This window comes from Flagellimonas olearia (assembly GCF_004150225.1).
Lineage (GTDB): Bacteria > Bacteroidota > Bacteroidia > Flavobacteriales > Flavobacteriaceae > Flagellimonas > Flagellimonas olearia.
The window spans coordinates 220,555-236,596 of sequence record NZ_ML142913.1 but is presented as its reverse complement, the minus strand read 5'-3'; the positions used below and the strand labels follow the sequence as shown (position 1 = coordinate 236,596).

At 45.0% G+C, this 16,042-nt stretch carries 14 protein-coding genes; 5 read left to right on the top strand and 9 right to left on the bottom strand.

Annotated features, from left to right (window positions below):
• Position 1 precedes the first annotated feature (1 nt).
• The 7 genes from DN53_RS15625 to DN53_RS15595 form a co-directional block, all read right to left on the bottom strand.
• Positions 2–1,474 carry a sulfatase family protein gene (locus DN53_RS15625; RefSeq protein ID WP_129655765.1) on the bottom strand — a complete coding sequence of 491 codons (1,473 nt, stop codon included), beginning with the start codon at positions 1,472–1,474 and terminating at the stop codon, positions 2–4.
• Positions 1,475–1,499: 25 nt separating this feature from the next.
• The gene (locus DN53_RS15620; RefSeq protein ID WP_129655763.1) at positions 1,500–2,357 is read right to left on the bottom strand and encodes a fumarylacetoacetate hydrolase family protein; all 858 of its coding nucleotides are present in this window, start codon (positions 2,355–2,357) and stop codon (positions 1,500–1,502) included.
• A 73-nt stretch (positions 2,358–2,430) separates the two neighbouring features.
• Complete coding sequence (locus tag DN53_RS15615; RefSeq protein ID WP_129655761.1) at positions 2,431–3,201, bottom strand: SDR family NAD(P)-dependent oxidoreductase; 771 nt, start codon at positions 3,199–3,201, stop codon at positions 2,431–2,433.
• A gap of 13 nt (positions 3,202–3,214) precedes the next feature.
• Complete coding sequence (locus DN53_RS15610; RefSeq protein WP_207211129.1) at positions 3,215–4,822, bottom strand: sulfatase family protein; 1,608 nt, start codon at positions 4,820–4,822, stop codon at positions 3,215–3,217.
• On the bottom strand, positions 4,819–6,159 hold the full coding sequence (locus tag DN53_RS15605) for an alpha-L-fucosidase (RefSeq protein WP_129655759.1): 1,341 nt from the start codon (positions 6,157–6,159) through the stop codon (positions 4,819–4,821). Before DN53_RS15605 ends, DN53_RS15610 begins: the two co-directional genes overlap by 4 nt.
• Positions 6,156–7,472 (bottom strand): L-fuconate dehydratase, encoded by a 1,317-nt coding sequence (locus DN53_RS15600; protein WP_129655758.1) that lies wholly within the window; start codon positions 7,470–7,472, stop codon positions 6,156–6,158. The genes DN53_RS15605 and DN53_RS15600 overlap by 4 nt, the downstream gene beginning before the upstream one ends.
• 103 nt (positions 7,473–7,575) lie before the next feature.
• Entirely contained in the window at positions 7,576–8,445 is an 870-nt protein-coding gene (locus DN53_RS15595) for an AraC family transcriptional regulator (RefSeq protein ID WP_129655756.1), read from the bottom strand.
• 400 nt (positions 8,446–8,845) lie between these two features.
• On the opposite strand from DN53_RS15595, the gene DN53_RS15590 reads away from it, so the two are divergent.
• From DN53_RS15590 to DN53_RS15580, 3 genes are all read left to right on the top strand, one after another.
• Entirely contained in the window at positions 8,846–10,567 is a 1,722-nt protein-coding gene (locus tag DN53_RS15590; RefSeq protein WP_129655754.1) for a GMC family oxidoreductase, read from the top strand.
• 3 nt (positions 10,568–10,570) lie between these two features.
• Complete coding sequence (locus tag DN53_RS15585) at positions 10,571–11,284, top strand: gluconate 2-dehydrogenase subunit 3 family protein (RefSeq protein ID WP_129655752.1); 714 nt, start codon at positions 10,571–10,573, stop codon at positions 11,282–11,284.
• A gap of 131 nt (positions 11,285–11,415) precedes the next feature.
• Positions 11,416–12,390 carry a sialidase family protein gene (locus tag DN53_RS15580; RefSeq protein ID WP_242502174.1) on the top strand — a complete coding sequence of 325 codons (975 nt, stop codon included), beginning with the start codon at positions 11,416–11,418 and terminating at the stop codon, positions 12,388–12,390.
• A gap of 4 nt (positions 12,391–12,394) precedes the next feature.
• On the opposite strand, the gene DN53_RS15575 is transcribed toward DN53_RS15580, so the two are convergent.
• Both DN53_RS15575 and DN53_RS15570 read right to left on the bottom strand, forming a co-directional pair.
• A complete protein-coding gene (locus DN53_RS15575) occupies positions 12,395–13,126 on the bottom strand; it encodes a LytR/AlgR family response regulator transcription factor (protein ID WP_129655750.1) in 732 nt (243 codons plus the stop codon).
• Positions 13,123–14,205, bottom strand: coding sequence for a sensor histidine kinase (locus DN53_RS15570; RefSeq protein ID WP_129655748.1), 1,083 nt, complete (start codon positions 14,203–14,205; stop codon positions 13,123–13,125). Before DN53_RS15570 ends, DN53_RS15575 begins: the two co-directional genes overlap by 4 nt.
• A 216-nt stretch (positions 14,206–14,421) precedes the next feature.
• On the opposite strand from DN53_RS15570, the gene DN53_RS15565 reads away from it, so the two are divergent.
• The gene (locus DN53_RS15565) at positions 14,422–15,495 is read left to right on the top strand and encodes a carbohydrate-binding family 9-like protein (RefSeq protein WP_313790145.1); all 1,074 of its coding nucleotides are present in this window, start codon (positions 14,422–14,424) and stop codon (positions 15,493–15,495) included.
• 72 nt (positions 15,496–15,567) lie between these two features.
• A complete protein-coding gene (locus tag DN53_RS15560) occupies positions 15,568–15,987 on the top strand; it encodes a glycoside hydrolase family 20 zincin-like fold domain-containing protein (RefSeq protein WP_165357455.1) in 420 nt (139 codons plus the stop codon).
• The last annotated feature ends 55 nt before the right edge of the window (positions 15,988–16,042 follow it).

The window sequence follows — 16,042 nt, the reverse complement described above, 5'->3', positions numbered from 1 at the left end:
CTTATAGTGTTTTCATTTCCTTGGTTTGTGGATATGTGTCTGAATCAAGTTGTAAAGTGTCCCCCATTTTTTGCTGTAGTTTTACCAAGTCGGTAAATAATGCCTTCACTTTTTCCTGCTGGTCTGGATGTTCCGATACATCCATCAACTCATTGGGGTCGTTGGTTAGGTCATACAAGCGCAGCTTTGCGGCCCGAGGATAAACAATAAGTTTCCAACCGTCTTTGCGGATCATACGTTGAGACCCTTTTTCATAACACCCATATACCTCTGCCAGCCCTTCGGTGTCCTGATTGATTTGGGGCAACAGACTATTGAACTCAACATAATCGGGTTTTTCAACTCCCGCCAATTGTAAGGTAGTGGCCATAATGTCTTGCAGGTACACGTCGTTTTCCACCTTTTTTCCTTTGGGAATGTCCGGACCCACAACCATCAAGGGTACCCGTACACTGTGGTCGTACATGTTCTGTTTTCCCAATAGGCCGTGTTCGCCCACAGAAAGTCCATGGTCGGCCGTGAAAAAGATGTAGGTGTTTTTGTCGAGCCCTTTCTCTTTCAGTTTGGAAAGAATCATGGCAATTTGATCATCCAGATGGGTTGTGATGGCGTAGTATTCCTGACGGTTCTTTTTTATGGCATACTCGGTACGCGGAAAAGGGGCCAGTTTTTCGTCCCGCAGGTTTGGCCCGGCTCCCATGGCTTCTGCATAGGGGTATTTGGGCAGAAACGATTCGGGAAGGGCAATATCATTGACATCATAGCTTTCCACATATTCCCGGGGCGATTGTCGCGGATCATGCGGCGCATTAAAGGCGATGTACATGAAAAACGGTTCAGGGGCATCGGCAGCATTATCAATAAAGCCTAGGGCATCGTCCCGAACCAGTTCGGACCAATGCTTTCCGCCTTTCCAATATCCTCCTCTATCCGTGTCCCAGGGTTGCCAAAGGGTATCGTTTACACTTAGTGGCCTATTGTAGCCTTCCGGGGTGTCAAAAGGCATGCCGCGGAGCGAACGTGCCACATGGTCAAAAATACTATCGGCTGGGGCCGAGATATGCCACTTGCCTGTCATATAGGTTTCATAGCCCACGGTTTTTAGCAACTGGGGCCAAGTCTTGTCAAATTCCTTGTTTTGGGCAAAGGATTTGGAAACCTCTTGGGCTCGCCAAACGGACCTTCCACTAATGATCATGGCCCTTGAGGCCACACAGATGGCACCGTTCCAACCGCCCATGTTATAGGCGTGTGTAAATGTGGTGCCTTCTTCCACCAATTGGTCCATGGCCGGGGTGCGGACCTCCGCATTGCCCAGGGCATGGAGGTCGCGATAACTTTGATCGTCCGTAAACAGAAAAATGATGTTGGGCTTTTCCAAAGAGGTATCCGCACTATCCTTGGGAGTGTCCTTGCATCCCAAAAAGACTAAAGTGCTGATTAAAAGTGTGTATGTTGGTTTGGGCCACTTCATTTTTTCATGTTTGCTGTTGAAGGAATTATTGACCGTAGGCTTTCGCCGTTTGCGTTGAACTTCCCAGTCCATCAATGCCCAATTCCACTACGTCACCTGGTTTCAAGTAGGTAGGGGGCTTTAGGCCCAGTCCCACTCCAAAAGGAGTTCCTGTGGAAATCACATCACCGGGCAACAGGGTCATAAATTGACTGATGTAGCTGATCTGTGTTGGAATGTCAAAGATGAAATCCGAAGTGCTGCTGTCCTGCATCATCTTCCCATTCAGCTTGAGCCAGAGGCGAAGTGCATGAGGGTCTTTGATTTCATCGGGAGTAGCAATGAAAGGACCAAGAGGGGCAAAGGTGTCACAGCTTTTTCCTTTTACCCACTGACCTTCACGTTCCAACTGAAATGCGCGTTCGCTGTAATCGTTGTGCAATACATAACCGGCCACGTGGTCCAAGGCCTGTTCTTTGGAAACATAGGATGCTTTTTTGCCGATGACAATGGCAAGTTCCACTTCCCAATCCGTCTTTTCACTGTTCTTGGGGATGACCAAATCATCGTTGGGTCCCACAATGGCCGAGGTGGCCTTGAAGAACAACACAGGTTCTTTGGGCACGGCCATACCACCTTCGGCGGCATGCTTGGCATAATTTAGTCCTACGCAAACCATTTTGGAAGGCCGGCACAACGGAGCTCCCAAGCGGGTCTCCTTTGAAACCTCTGGGCAATTGGAACCATTTTCCTTAAGCCAATCGGTTAATCTGGCCAGACCGTCACCCCCAAAAAAATCTTCGTTGTAATCTTGGCCAAAGGCTGAAACATCCAACCATTTGCCATCTTCCGTCTGTACACCGGGTTTCTCTTTTCCTTCTTCACCAAATCGTATCAGTTTCATATAGGTAGTATTTTTGCTTTTGAGTTATGTGAATTTTATATTCTGTAATCGTTTCTTTTTGATTGGTCTTGCACTATCCGTTCAATTTGATAAAACCACCATCAATGGGAAAATCCGTTCCTGTGATGAAAGAGGCTTCATCGGAACATAGATAAAGGGCAAGACTGGCCACTTCCTCCGGTTTTCCCATACGGCCAATAGGTTGGGTCTTGGACAATTTCTCAAACATTTCCTTTTCCTTGCCCGGATAGTTCTTGGCCAAGAAGCCATCCACGAAAGGCGTATGTACCCGTGCCGGGGATATGCAGTTGCATCGAATACCGTTTTCCACATAATCCTTGGCCACGGAATAGGTCATGGTCAACACGGCCCCTTTGGTCATGGAATAGGCAAACCTATCCGAAATGCCCACCGATGAGGCAATGGAGGCCATGTTAAGGATAACCCCAGAGCCTTGCTCCTTCATTTTGCCAATAACGGCATGGATGCAGTTATAGACTCCTTTGATGTTCACTTGGTACAGTCGGTCCATATCGGCTTCCGAAGTACCTTCAATATTGCCCACATGGGCTATCCCGGCATTATTGACCAAAATGTCTACTTGGGGAATCCCGTTGATGACTTGCTTGACCTGTTGGTGATTGGAAACATCGCATTGATGAAAATATGCAGTGCCTCCCAAATCCTGGATTTCTTGGGCGGTTTTCTCTCCTTCTTCACTGTTGTACTCTAAAAGGTGGACCGTGGCCCCATTCTCGGCAAACTTTAGGGAAATAGCCTTTCCAATACCACTGGCACCACCGGTTATCAAAGCTATTTTTCCTTTTAAATTGAATGCGCTCATCTATAAATTGGTTTTAGTTTGAAGCCGAACTGTTCGCGTCGGTAAATTGTACTATCTGTTTCCAAGGCTTCCCATTCAAGGGCATTTCGTTGGATTGGGTGTTGCCTGGCGTGCTTCGTCCATTGGCGATCAAGGATATCATCTCCGCTTTTAGTTCTTTCACAACTTCAGGATACTTTTCTTGAAGGTTTTCTTGTTCTGATATATCCGTGGTCAGGTCATATAATTGATACGCTGGAAGACCTTCCTCTTCTTTTGAATTTGGTTTAGGCGAACTCCACCCTCCCGAACCGGGGGCAAAAATCAATTTCCATTTTCCTTTTCGTAGGGCAAAACTCCCGTTTATGGAATGATGGACGATCGATGTGCGTTTGTAGTCGGATGAAGGGGAATCCAACAACAAGGGCAGCATGGAAAAACTATCCTCACCTTCATTTTCCTGAAGTTGGGCCCCAGTGATTTCTGCGGCAGTTGCGAAGAAATCCGTGGTGCAGATAGTCTGGTCCGAAGAACTGCCCGGCTGCACTTTTTTAGGCCATTTTACAATGAAGGGAACCCGATGGCCTCCTTCATAGATATCGGCCTTATGACCCCGGAACACATAGCTGGGGTCGTGTCCTTTTTCGGCCAAAACGGCAAAATCCGCTTGGGGGGAACACCCATTGTCGCTGGTAAAGATGACCATGGTTTCCCCTTCAATCCCGGTTTCCTTTAAAACTTGGGCCAGTTGCCCCATATAATCATCGATCATCATCATGAAATCCGCGTAGGGATTGATGTTGCTCTTTCCTTGCCACTCCTCAGTGGGAAGGATGGGGGTATGTGGTGAAGGCAAGGCCAGATATAAAAAGAAAGGTTCTTCTTTGTTGGCTCTTTCCTTGATATGCGCGAAAGACTTTCTGAAAAAATTGGGAGTCACATCTTCATGGATGAAATCCTTGGATGTGGGACCCTTGCGCCACCAGGTGTATTTGCCGGTATCTTCCGTGATGGAGTCCGGAACCATGGTGGCCTTTCCATTTTCAACATAGACATAGGGGGCCATGTCCAAAGAGCCCGAATGACCATAGGTATAATCAAAACCAAGGCCGTTGGGGCCGTTGGTAATCGGTTTTGAAAAATCGATGTTGCTAAAATCTTCGTGGTTCCATCCTTCCCCAAGTGTGCTGTCGGTCGATTGAAGTGCCCAATCCCAGCCCAAGTGCCATTTTCCGATGAATGCGGTGTGGTAACCCTGTTTTTTGAGCAAGGAGGCCACGGTAGTCCTTTCGTTAGGAATGAGTGCTTTTGAAGCCCCGGTGAGCACGCCACTTTTCAATGGGCTTCGCCAGTTGTATCGGCCAGTGAGAATGCTATAACGGGTTGGTGTGCATACCGCCGATGAGGTATGGGCGTCGGTAAATTTTATTCCCTCTGCGGCAAGTTGATCTATGGCCGGGGTCTTTATTTTCCCATGCGGGTTAAAGGCCCCAATATCCCCATAGCCCAAATCATCCGCCAATACATAGATGATATTGGGGCGTACCTGAACTTTGCTGCTCTCCTTTACGGTCTTTTTGCAACCCAGGATGGGCAAAGCCAATAGCAGCAGTATGGTTATATGTTTGCCGTACGTGATCACCTGAGGGTTATTTCCAAGATAGTGTCTATAGGATCTTGACGGTCTTCCGGAATTTTCAACAAAAGGCCATAATCGTTGAGTTCATGGGTCACTTTTTGCTGGGTACCGTAATAGGTTATCTGCTTGATCCGTTGGTTGAATCCTTCCATAAAGACCACGTCCTTGTTCTGCAATAGGTGCACGTAGATCGTTTTCCCTTTTTGGGTGGTCGCATATTCATCGGTCGGGCCCGAAGGACCAGCTTTGGTCCCGTAAATGGTTTCTCCATTTTTACGCAACCAGTCTCCCATTTGTTTTAGGGATTCCTTGTGTTCATCCTGAATTTTTCCATTGGGCATTGGGCCTACGTTCAACAATAGATTGCTTCCATAGCCGGCGGCTTTTACAATGTACTGTACTAGCTCTTTTTCGGATTTGTGTTTTCTATCTTGAAGGTTAAAACCCCATGACCCATTGATGGTCTCACAAACTTCAAAGGGCAGTTGGCCTATATCGGATTCCGAGGTGCCAAAGCCTGTGGTATTTCTTCCGGGAAGGTCTTTTTCGAACATTTGAAAATCTTCTCCTTCAATCGGGGCAATGTGGTGGTTGTTCCCGATCAGACATTGGGGTTGAAGGTCATGGATCAGTTTATAAATTTCATCATAGTGCCAATCCACCTTTAGTTTTCCAAATTTTTTGCCGTCCCATTCTTTTTGGTCCCAATGGCCATCAAACCAAATTCCGCCAATATCGCCATAATTGGTCAAAAGTTCAGTGAGCTGGGCCTTCATGAATTCAATATAGTCCTCCCATTCCCCTTCACCTCTTCCGGCAATGCCATTGCCTGTTCTTCCCCTTGGGTAGTAATCATCCCGGTTCCAATCCAACAGCGAGTAATAGAAAAATAGTTTGATATCCTGTTTTCTGCACGCCTCGGCCAATTGCTTCAATACATCTTTTCCATAGGGAGTGCTGTCCACAATGTTGTAATCGCTTGCCTTGGTATCGAACATGGAAAAGCCATCATGGTGCCGGCTGGTGATGGTGATATACTTCATACCGGCATCCTTGGCCATTTTTACCCACTCGTCAGCATCAAAATCTATGGGATTGAAAAAAGCAGGCAATTTTTCATAGGCATCAACGGGAATGTTTTGGTTGTTCATGACCCATTCCCCGTCTCCTAGAATGCTGTAGATCCCCCAGTGCACAAACAATCCAAACTTGGCTTCTTGGAACCATTGTCTGGCCTCAAGGTTCTCGGGTGAGGGTTGATAGTTTTGTTGACCTTGGCCATGGCCCAGCAGGCTACAAAAAAGGATTAGGGCAGTACAGATTTTTGCTAGATGTTTCATAGGGTTGAGGTTTGAAGGGTGTTCCACACTTTTCCATTGGGGAAGGCATGGTCTTCCAAAGATTGTTCTTTCATTTGGATACTATACCCAGGCATACTGGGGGGCATGTAGGCGCCATTTTTAATGATCACAGGGTCCAGAAAATGCTCGTGGAGGTGGTCCACATATTCGATTACCCGGCCTTCCATGTTGCCACTGATACAGATGTAGTCTATCATGGAAAGGTGCTGTACGTACTCACACAGCCCCACTCCACCGGCATGGGGACACACGGGAATGTTGAATTTGGCGGCCATGAGCAATATGGCCAAGTTTTCATTGACGCCCCCGACCCTGCAACTGTCTATCTGACAAATTTCAAAAGACCCGGCTTGCATCAATTGTTTAAAAATGACCCGATTTTGGCAGTGTTCCCCGGTAGCGACTTTGATGGGGGCAACGGCCTTGGCTATTTTGGCATGTCCCAAGATATCATCAGGGCTTGTAGGCTCCTCGATCCAATATGGGTTGAATTTTTTGAGTTGGGCCATATTATCGATGGCTTCCTGTACATCCCATTTTTGGTTGGCGTCCATCATCAATTTAAGGTCATTGCCAATTTCCTCTCGGATAAGTGCCGCCCTACGCATATCGTCCTGTAGGTCGGAACCCACTTTCATCTTCATATGGGTAAAGCCTTCCTCTTTGGCTTCTCGGCATAGCCGTCTCACTTTTTCATCGGAATAACCCAACCAACCTGCTGAGGTGGTATAGGCAGGGTAACCATCACTCAAGAGGGCATCAATGCGTTCCTTTTTGGTGGATTCCTGTTTTTTAAGGATTTCCAAAGCCTCTGCAGGCGTAATGGCATCGGTGATGTATGTGAAATCAACACAGGAGAGCAGTTCTTCTGGGCTCATGTCCGCAATGAGTTTCCAAAGTGGTTTCCCTTCCATTTTGGCATACAGGTCCCAAACGGCATTGACCAAAGCCCCGGTTGCCAGGTGTATGACTCCTTTTTCAGGCCCCAGCCATCGCAATTGGCTGTCACCTGTGACCATTTTCCAAAAAGCTCCCATGTTGGCCGTAAAGCTTTCCAAGCTTTTGCCCACAACCAAATGGGACATGGCTTTGATGGCAGCGGCACAGATTTCATTGCCCCGACCTATGGTGAAGGTAAGCCCATGGCCTTCCAGGTTCTGGGGATGATCTGTTTTTAAAATGACATAGGCCGCCGAATAATCGGGGTCAGGATTCATGGCATCTGAACCATCCAGTGATTTGCTAGTGGGAAAGCGGATATCGCGCACTTCTAGGGCTGTTATTGTAGGCATAAAGATTAAACTAGTGTGAATCTTACCAAAATTAGAAGTGCTAGGGCTTATACGCTACCTCAAAAAGTACCGAATTCAGTACTTTTTTTGCCTTAATACAAAATCAGCCGGATTTTTTGTAGGATTTGATGTAATCAGTAGGGGAAATGGCTTTTATGACCTTGAACTGTCGATTAAAGTTGGAAATGTTGTTGAATCCTGATTCATAAGCGGCTCCTGCTATGCTGTTCTCACTTTCAAGTAAAAGCTTACAGGCATACCCAATGCGTATTTCGTTGAGATATCTGGTAAAAGGTTTTCGGTGTATCCGTTTAAAGAATCTGCTGAACGCTGATGGATTCATACCCACCAATTCGGCCACATTGTTTAGGTTCACATCACTCTTGAAATTGTCAAAAATGTATTCGTATACTTTGCGGAGTCTTTCATTTTCAATTTGTCCAAAGCTGTTCACATATCCAATGCTGGACAATAACTCATATTCTTTATGTCTGGCCAATTGGTTCAACAGCTCAATAAGGGCTATGGCTTTGGAAAAGGGGTCTAAGGAAAGCATATTTTCGAAGGATTCGTAAATGGCTGCTGGAACGGTATGGAACTTAATACCCCTCAACGCGGTACGAAGCATGAGTCCAATATGTGAAAATTCAGGGGACTTGAATAAGTGGTCACCTAAAAAATCCTCGGTGAAATGGATGGATATGGCTTCGGCGGCATCAGGGACATCTTCCTCAAAATAGGATTCATCGTTTAACCACATATGGGGTAGGTTCTTCCCCAAAAGCACTACTTCTCCCACTTGGAATTTTTGGATGCTGTCACCGATAAACCGCGTGCCCGTACTCTTCTTGATCATTACGAGCTCCAACTCCGCATGATAGTGCCAAATCTTTAAAAAATGGGGGTACCGGTTGTGTGTGATGGTAAAGGAAGAACCAGTATTGCTCCTGCGGTTTAGCAAGTGAAGTTTCATGGGATATCAATATCAATGCGCATAAATATACATATTAAATGAAAACAAACCTGTTTAGGTAAAAAAAGTACATTTGAATGGCCTTTGTGGGGAGATGAATAGGATGGTTGTGGTTGGAGTCGGAATAGGATTTTTATGGAAATTTATGTAAGCTGCTTTTTAAAGGTTTTATATACTTTTTTTGTGCGTTAATCTATTTGGACCCGTCGTTGGTCTAAAAAATTAAAGATGCTTTGTTGAAAATTGGGAATATTATCAATATGCCATAAAAAAGTTGTTTTGGCTGTGAAAATTCAAGATTTTGATGTGCAATTATTGCCGTATTGAATTTTTACCCCTATTTTTCGTTTTTGGGGAGCCAATTCCTACATTTAATTCATAAAAAAGAAGTTTTGACGCAATGCAGATAATAGAAAATTCAACAGTCTATGATGCTATAATCGTGGGCTCTGGTGCAGGTGGAGGTATGGCCACAAAAGTATTGGCCGATGCTGGCCTGAAAGTGGCCGTGGTAGAGGCAGGTCCGTTTTTTGATCCTGCCGATCCAGAACAGAAAACCCAGCTAAGATGGCCCTATGAGTCGCCCAGAAGGGGAGCCGGTACGGTACGTCCCTTTGGGGATTTTGACTCTGCCTACGGAGGTTGGGAAATAGAAGGAGAGCCGTATACCCACAAGGATGGCACCAAGTTCGATTGGTTCCGTTCACACATGTTGGGAGGGCGTACCAACCACTGGGGGCGTATCTCTTTGCGTTTCGGTCCGGACGATTTTAAACATAAAAGTATTGATGGTCACGGAGATGATTGGCCTATCAGTTACGATGATGTAAAGCCATACTACGACAAGGTGGACAAAATGATCGGGGTGTTTGGAACCAAGGAAAACATCCACAATAACCCTGATGGTTTTTTCCTTCCTCCCCCAAAACCAAGACTACACGAACTTTTCTATATCAAGGGAGCAAGAAAAACTGGTGTTCCAGTATACCCCTCTCGTATGTCCATGCTTACCAAGCGAATCAACAATGATAGAGGGGTCTGTTTCTATTGTGGACAGTGTAGCCGTGCCTGTCAGGTATATGCCGATTTTTCGGCAGGGACCTGTTTAATTTTCCCGGCCCAAAAGAGTAGGGGACAGGTGGACCTGTTCGTGAACTGTGTGGTTCGTGAAGTAACGGTTGATGATGAAGGTAAGGCAACCGGAGTTTCCTATATCAATAAAGAAGATAGAAAAGAATATAAGCTCAAGGGCAAAGTGGTGGTATTGGGGGCTTCTGCCTGTAGTACTGCCAGGATCTTGATGAACTCCAAGAGTCCGCAACACCCCAACGGATTGGGGAACAGTAGTGATATTGTGGGTAAATATCTCCATGATTCCACAGGTGCGGATAGAATGGCTTTCGTTCCAGATTTGATGAACCGAAAGGTGTCATACAACGAAGATGGGGTCGGTGGAATGCATGTGTACTCACCTTGGTGGGGCGATAACTCCAAATTGGATTTCCCTCGGGGCTACCATATTGAAATATGGGGTGGTATGGGTATGCCGAGTTATGGATTTGGCTTCAATGTCAACGAGTTCAATAAATTCTTCGGAACCAAAGTCGGTGGATATGGGGATGTACTCCGTAGTGATGCCAAAAAATATTATGGGGCCTTGGTGGGCCTAAGTGGGCGTGGGGAGTCCATTGCCTATAAGGACAACTATTGTGAAATAGACCCCAACACCGTGGATGAGTGGGGTATCCCTGTATTGCGTTTCCATTACAAGTGGTCGGAATATGAGCATAAGCAAGCCATTCACATGCACGATACCTTTGAGCAAATACTTACCAATCTAGGTGGAGAAGTGCTTGGAAGCAAGCCTGGAAAAGAGGCGGATTACGGTCTGCATACCCCAGGGCGGATCATTCACGAAGTGGGTACCACCCGTATGGGGGACGACCCAAGAACATCGGTAACCAATAAGTACCAACAACTGCACGATGCGGACAACGTTTTTGTGGTGGATGCCGGACCCTTTGTGTCCCAAGCCGACAAAAACTGTACGTGGACAATTTTGGCACTCTCATGGAGGGCTTCAGAGTATATAGTAGACCAATTGAAAAAGCAAAACCTATAGGACATGGATAGAAGGAAAAGTTTAAAATCGATTGTATTGGGTTCTGTGGCCGGAGGTTTGGCCATCAACGGATGTAAGCCTGGAGCGGAAACTCCGGTTGAAGAGGTCGCTTTGGACCCCACTGCAGTAAAGTGGCGTACCGATAGGGAAAATGAACATGTGGCCGAGTTGGAACGCGAACGCTTTTTCAACGACCATGAAGCGGCCACCATGACCGTACTTTGCGATTTGATCTTACCAGGCGGTTCGGAGTTTAAAAGTGCTTCCGATGCCGAAGTGGTGCCCTTCATTGAGTTCATGGCCAAAGATCTTCCGCAAATGCAGGTGGATCTAAGGGGGGGATTGATGTGGTTGGATCACAAGAGCAATACCGAATTTGGAACGGAATTTAAATCGGCCACGGAAGAACAGCAAAAGAGTATTCTGGATGGGATTGCCTATTACGATCCAGATGTGCCTTCCAGTGAAAGACCCTTTGAGGTGAACTTCTTTTCTTTGGTTAGGAACCATACCATGACAGGGTTCTATACCTCAAAAATTGGTATAGAGGAACTGGGTTATAAAGGAAATATGCCCAATGTTTGGGATGGTGTTCCCCAAGATGTCCTTGATCAGCATGGAGTGTCCTACGAGGCTGAGTGGTTGGCCAAATGTGTGGACCAAAGCAAGCGAAACATTGTTGCTGAATGGGACGAGGACGGCAATCTCATTAGCTGATTTTGTTTTCACTAAATAATTCTTTTGCCTTGCACCATGCAGGGATATATAAAATAGTAAGGCCCAGTATATGGACATTTGTATGTCTTTTCTGGGCCTTTGGTTTTTCCCAAGATCTTCCCGTTCCGAAAGTGAAGGTACTTTCGGAAGAATTTATTTTTGAAGAAGCTCCTTTTGCCCAGTGCCATGCTTCCACTTTGATTGGGATGGGCAATGGCTCGGTGATGGCCGCTTGGTTCGGAGGCACCCATGAAAGGCATCCCGATGTGGCCATTTATACCAGCTCCAACACCACCGGAAATTGGAGTGCCCCAAAATTAATTGCCGATGGGGTGGTCAACGATACCCTTAGATACCCTTGTTGGAATCCTGTGTTGTTTAAAAATAATCGGGATGAAATTGTACTGTTCTACAAAGTAGGGCCTTCCCCTTCCACTTGGTGGGGCATGTACTCCATCATGGATGTCAATAAAGAGGGTTGGTCCAAATCCCATCAATTACCTGAAGGAATATTGGGACCCATCAAGAATAAACCTATTCAAGTTGGTGATGAGCTTGTTTTAAGTCCATCCAGTGTAGAAAGTGAAGAGGGTGCCATTTGGAAATCCCATGTGGAAATATCCGCTGATGGCGGCGCTACGTGGACCAAGTCCCATATCCCCTCAGAGGAAGGCGTTAAAACCATTCAACCTACTTTGTTACAACTCCCGAATGGAAATATAAAAGCATTGTTGCGTAGTAATCAGGATGTGATTATGGAGAGTGTGAGCAGTGATTCTGGGTTGACCTGGTCCATGGCGTCCACAACTTCCGTTCCCAATCCCAATAGTGGTATAGATGCGGTTTCGTTAAAGAAAGGGGGATATTTAATGGTGTACAACCCAGGTGTTAGTGGTGAAGATTGGTCCAATGGCCGCGAAAAACTACATCTGGCGTATAGTGGTGATGGCAATGAATGGACCGATGTCCTGAAACTGGAGGACCATGACGAAGGGGAATACAGTTATCCGGCCATCATCCAAGATGCCCAAGGGATTATTCATATATCCTATACCTACGATAGATCAAAAATCAAGTACATAAAACTACAGGTGGACCAGTTATAATGATCTAATCAGTTGAATCCGATTTATTTCCCGGAGAGATGGACTGGTCTAAAATACGGGCCTTTACGTCTTCAAGATAACTTCTGCCAATTACATATCGCTTTCCTCCAATTTCCACACTGTTCCCTTCCAAGGCTTCGATTTTGTCCAAGGATACGGTATAGGATCGGTGGATTCGTATGAACCTTTCGTTGGAAATCTCATCGGTAAAGGCACTTAGGGTTTTGTGCACCACATGGTTGCCATTGGTGGTCACAATCTTGATATAGTCCTTGAGACTTTCCACAAGAATGATCTCATCCAAGTGGATTTTCTTCATTTTTTTCTTATCCACCTTTACAAACACATGCTCCCGCAAGCCCTCCCATTTTGGATGTTTTTGGACATGGGCCACAGCTTTGTTCACTGCTTTGATGAATCGTGGCAAGGCTATGGGTTTCACCAAATAGTCCAATACTTCCAAGTCAAAACCCTTGGCTGCATGCTCGGCATGGGCCGAGGTGATGACCACCATGGGTTTATTGTCCAAGCTGTCCAAAAAACTGAAACCGTCAATAATGGGCATGTTGATGTCCAAAAAGAGCAAATCGGGTTTGTGTTCCCTAATAAAGGGAAGACTGTCAATGGCATTGTTGAAAGACTTTATTTCCTCCAATTCCTTGATTTGGGAAATGTAGTTCTGTATCACCTTTACGGCCAAAGGTTCATCATCTATTATTACACATTTGAGCTTCATCTGAGCTTTAGCTTTAGGTTTACAATATATTCATCCAATTCTTCATGGATACCCAATTGGTATTCATCATCGCCATATCGCAATTTCAATCTTTTCTCCACATTGGAAAGTCCAATACCCCCTGTTTTCTTTTTGATGGGCAACGCAGGATTTTTGGGTTTTGTATTGCTGACCCTAAAGTGTAGAAACGTATCCTCTATCTTGATTTGGATGCTTATCCGAACTTTTCCAATGTTTTGGTTGGCTCCATGTTTAAAGGCATTTTCAATGAATTGGACCAATAACATGGGTGCAATTTTTTTTCCTTTGGGATTACCTATGACCTCAAAATCAAGTTGCAGGTTTTGGGTGTAGCGTATTTTTTCCAAGTCCAAGTAGTTTTGTATAAATACAATTTCCTTGGATAAACTTTGGTCCTTGTCCTTGGTCTCATACAATACATAGCGCATAAGATCGGAGAGCTTTATGATGGTCTCCGGGGTTTTGTCGGACTTTTCCAGGCTAAGGGAGTAAATGTTGTTTAAGGTGTTGAAAAAAAAGTGTGGCGATATCTGCGCCCTTAAAAATCGTAGCTCAGTTTCCAACTGTTCTTTTTCCAATTTGGCCACTCTTCCGGTCTCCCGTAACCAGTCCATGGTCAGTTTAATGGAGGTTACAAAAGAGATTACGTAGAGTTCGCCCAACATCATAACTATGGTGAAGTTTAATGTGAGGCTATAAGTTGCAGGGCCCTCTGGCCAAACATTGTGGCTGATCAGATAATAGGTGAGCAGGTATTTTATGTATACCATTAAAAAAATACTGGATACCAAGATGATGATGAAAGTGAAAAACTTTCGCTTGAATATGAATTTTGGAATCAGATAGTAAATGGTAAAGTAGGTAAGCGTAATATGAATGGGAAATCCCAAAAGGTTGGATTTGAAGGAATACAGATAGTCATTGTAGTAGCTGCCCCATCTCAAAAAATTAAAAGTAAAATAGATGGCCCAGAACACAATATGGTGCCATGCCGTGATTTTATAATCTGCGACGGCATTCACCAAAAATTTATTCTTGAGCTGTTTTTGCAAATACATGAACAAAAGGTTGCTTTATTTTAACATTTGGCCTCGGATAGCTGTTATTGGTCTAATAAAGAGCCCTAAATACAGATTAAATTAGGAATTTTTACAAATATCCCGATTCGACTTCGGCCAGTTCCTTCCTTATTCGCAAAGAAAGGAATTTATTTCTATTGTGGAATATTGGACCATAAGGGGTAGGGATTGTTAGTGCGTAATAAAAGGATACGGATGATAGGAATGAAAGACATAGCTCAAAAAGTATTGGTTGGTTTATTTATGGTGGGGTCTATGGTCAGTTGGGGCCAAAACATAGGAGAGCCTCGGTCCATGGTGGTTTATAAGACCAATGAACCCATGCAGATAGATGGAATGGCCAAGGAGGAAGTATGGGGTAAGGCCCAGATTTCAGAAAATTTTATTGATATCGAAGGGGTGAAAACTCCGACCTATCAAACCAATGTCCGGATGCTTTGGGATGAAAACTATCTTTACTTCTATGCCGAACTCAAGGAGCCCCATGTCTGGGCAAACTTAAAGCAACGGGATACGGTCATCTTTTATAACAACGATTTTGAAATCTTTATTGACCCCGATGGGGATACGCATAATTATTTCGAATTTGAAATGAACGCCTTGAATACAGTTTGGGACCTTTTATTGACAAAACCGTACCGGGAGCCTGGGGCAATCGTGGACAGTTGGGAAATACTGGGTCTTAAAAGCGGGGTGAATATAGAGGGCACCTTGAACGACCCTTCCGATATTGATAAGGGATGGAGTGTGGAAGTGGCCATGCCGTGGGCTGTTTTAAAAGAAACCAGTGGCAGTAATAAAGTTCCCGAAGGGGATTTTTGGCGAATCAATTTCTCTAGGGTCAATTGGGATTTTGACCTGATTGATGGGAAATATTACCGTAAGAAGGATGCCAATGGTAAGTTTTTAAGGGAATACAATTGGGTCTGGTCTCCACAAGGGGTGATTAATATGCATGAACCGGAGCATTGGGGTTATGCTTATTTTTCACCCAACGAGGCTGGGAACCCGGATACCTTTGCAATTCCAAAAGATGAACAAATTAGATGGCTGTTGTATAGGTTCTACCGCGATCAAAAAAAGTTTTTTTCTAAAAACAAGAAATGGGCCCAGAAGCTAAGTGAACTTCCAACAAAACCTCTATTGGCCGATGGCACCAAAGTGGAGATTGATTTGGAGGTACACCGAGCCGGTTGGTCCATTCAAGCAAAGAGTCCGTTCACTGGAAAATTATATCTGATCCAGGAAGATGGGAAATACCATCCATAAACGCAATACCAAATGAGGATGCCTATTGTCATGGTTTTAGTAGTTGCCCTGTCCTTGTCAACATTATCTTGCTTGGACAACATAGGGGCGCCGCCAAGTGCGGTGCATGGCGAGATTGATGGTAATGGGCAATATTTTGAGTTTACCGCGGATACGCGCTATGTTCTTGACGAAGGATTTGGAGTTAGGGATACCTCCTCGTTGGTGCTAAAATCGCTATTTCAAAAAGCAGCCGGCTGGGAATTAAAGGTGGAGGCACACAGGCCAAAGCAAAATTATATTTGGCTTAAAATAAATCCTAGCCTGAAAGAAGGTGCGTACCTGTTGTCGGTTACGTCCAACTGCATTGTCGTGGAATCTTCATCCGGCGAAGGGTTGGTGAGGGCACAGGAAGATTTGGCGCAATTGCTTTCCAATAGAGTTGAAGAAGAGGAGGAAATGACTTGGAAAGTACCTGTCATGGAAGTCAAGGAAGGTTATACCAAGATTTGATCAAAATCCAAAGATGTTTTTAGGGCTAAAACCTAAGGTGCGGGCTTAAGTTTGC

What these genes read in the sequence shown, in the direction of transcription:
- DN53_RS15625 (WP_129655765.1), bottom strand. Translation starts at nt 1,474, where the DNA reads ATGAAGTGGCCCAAACCAACATACACACTTTTAATCAGCACTTTAGTC.
- DN53_RS15620 (WP_129655763.1), bottom strand. Translation starts at nt 2,357, where the DNA reads ATGAAACTGATACGATTTGGTGAAGAAGGAAAAGAGAAACCCGGTGTA.
- DN53_RS15615 (WP_129655761.1), bottom strand. Translation starts at nt 3,201, where the DNA reads ATGAGCGCATTCAATTTAAAAGGAAAAATAGCTTTGATAACCGGTGGT.
- DN53_RS15605 (WP_129655759.1), bottom strand. Translation starts at nt 6,159, where the DNA reads ATGAAACATCTAGCAAAAATCTGTACTGCCCTAATCCTTTTTTGTAGC.
- DN53_RS15600 (WP_129655758.1), bottom strand. Translation starts at nt 7,472, where the DNA reads ATGCCTACAATAACAGCCCTAGAAGTGCGCGATATCCGCTTTCCCACT.
- DN53_RS15595 (WP_129655756.1), bottom strand. Translation starts at nt 8,445, where the DNA reads ATGAAACTTCACTTGCTAAACCGCAGGAGCAATACTGGTTCTTCCTTT.
- DN53_RS15590 (WP_129655754.1), top strand. Translation starts at nt 8,846, where the DNA reads ATGCAGATAATAGAAAATTCAACAGTCTATGATGCTATAATCGTGGGC.
- DN53_RS15585 (WP_129655752.1), top strand. Translation starts at nt 10,571, where the DNA reads ATGGATAGAAGGAAAAGTTTAAAATCGATTGTATTGGGTTCTGTGGCC.
- DN53_RS15575 (WP_129655750.1), bottom strand. Translation starts at nt 13,126, where the DNA reads ATGAAGCTCAAATGTGTAATAATAGATGATGAACCTTTGGCCGTAAAG.
- DN53_RS15570 (WP_129655748.1), bottom strand. Translation starts at nt 14,205, where the DNA reads ATGTATTTGCAAAAACAGCTCAAGAATAAATTTTTGGTGAATGCCGTC.
- DN53_RS15565 (WP_313790145.1), top strand. Translation starts at nt 14,422, where the DNA reads ATGATAGGAATGAAAGACATAGCTCAAAAAGTATTGGTTGGTTTATTT.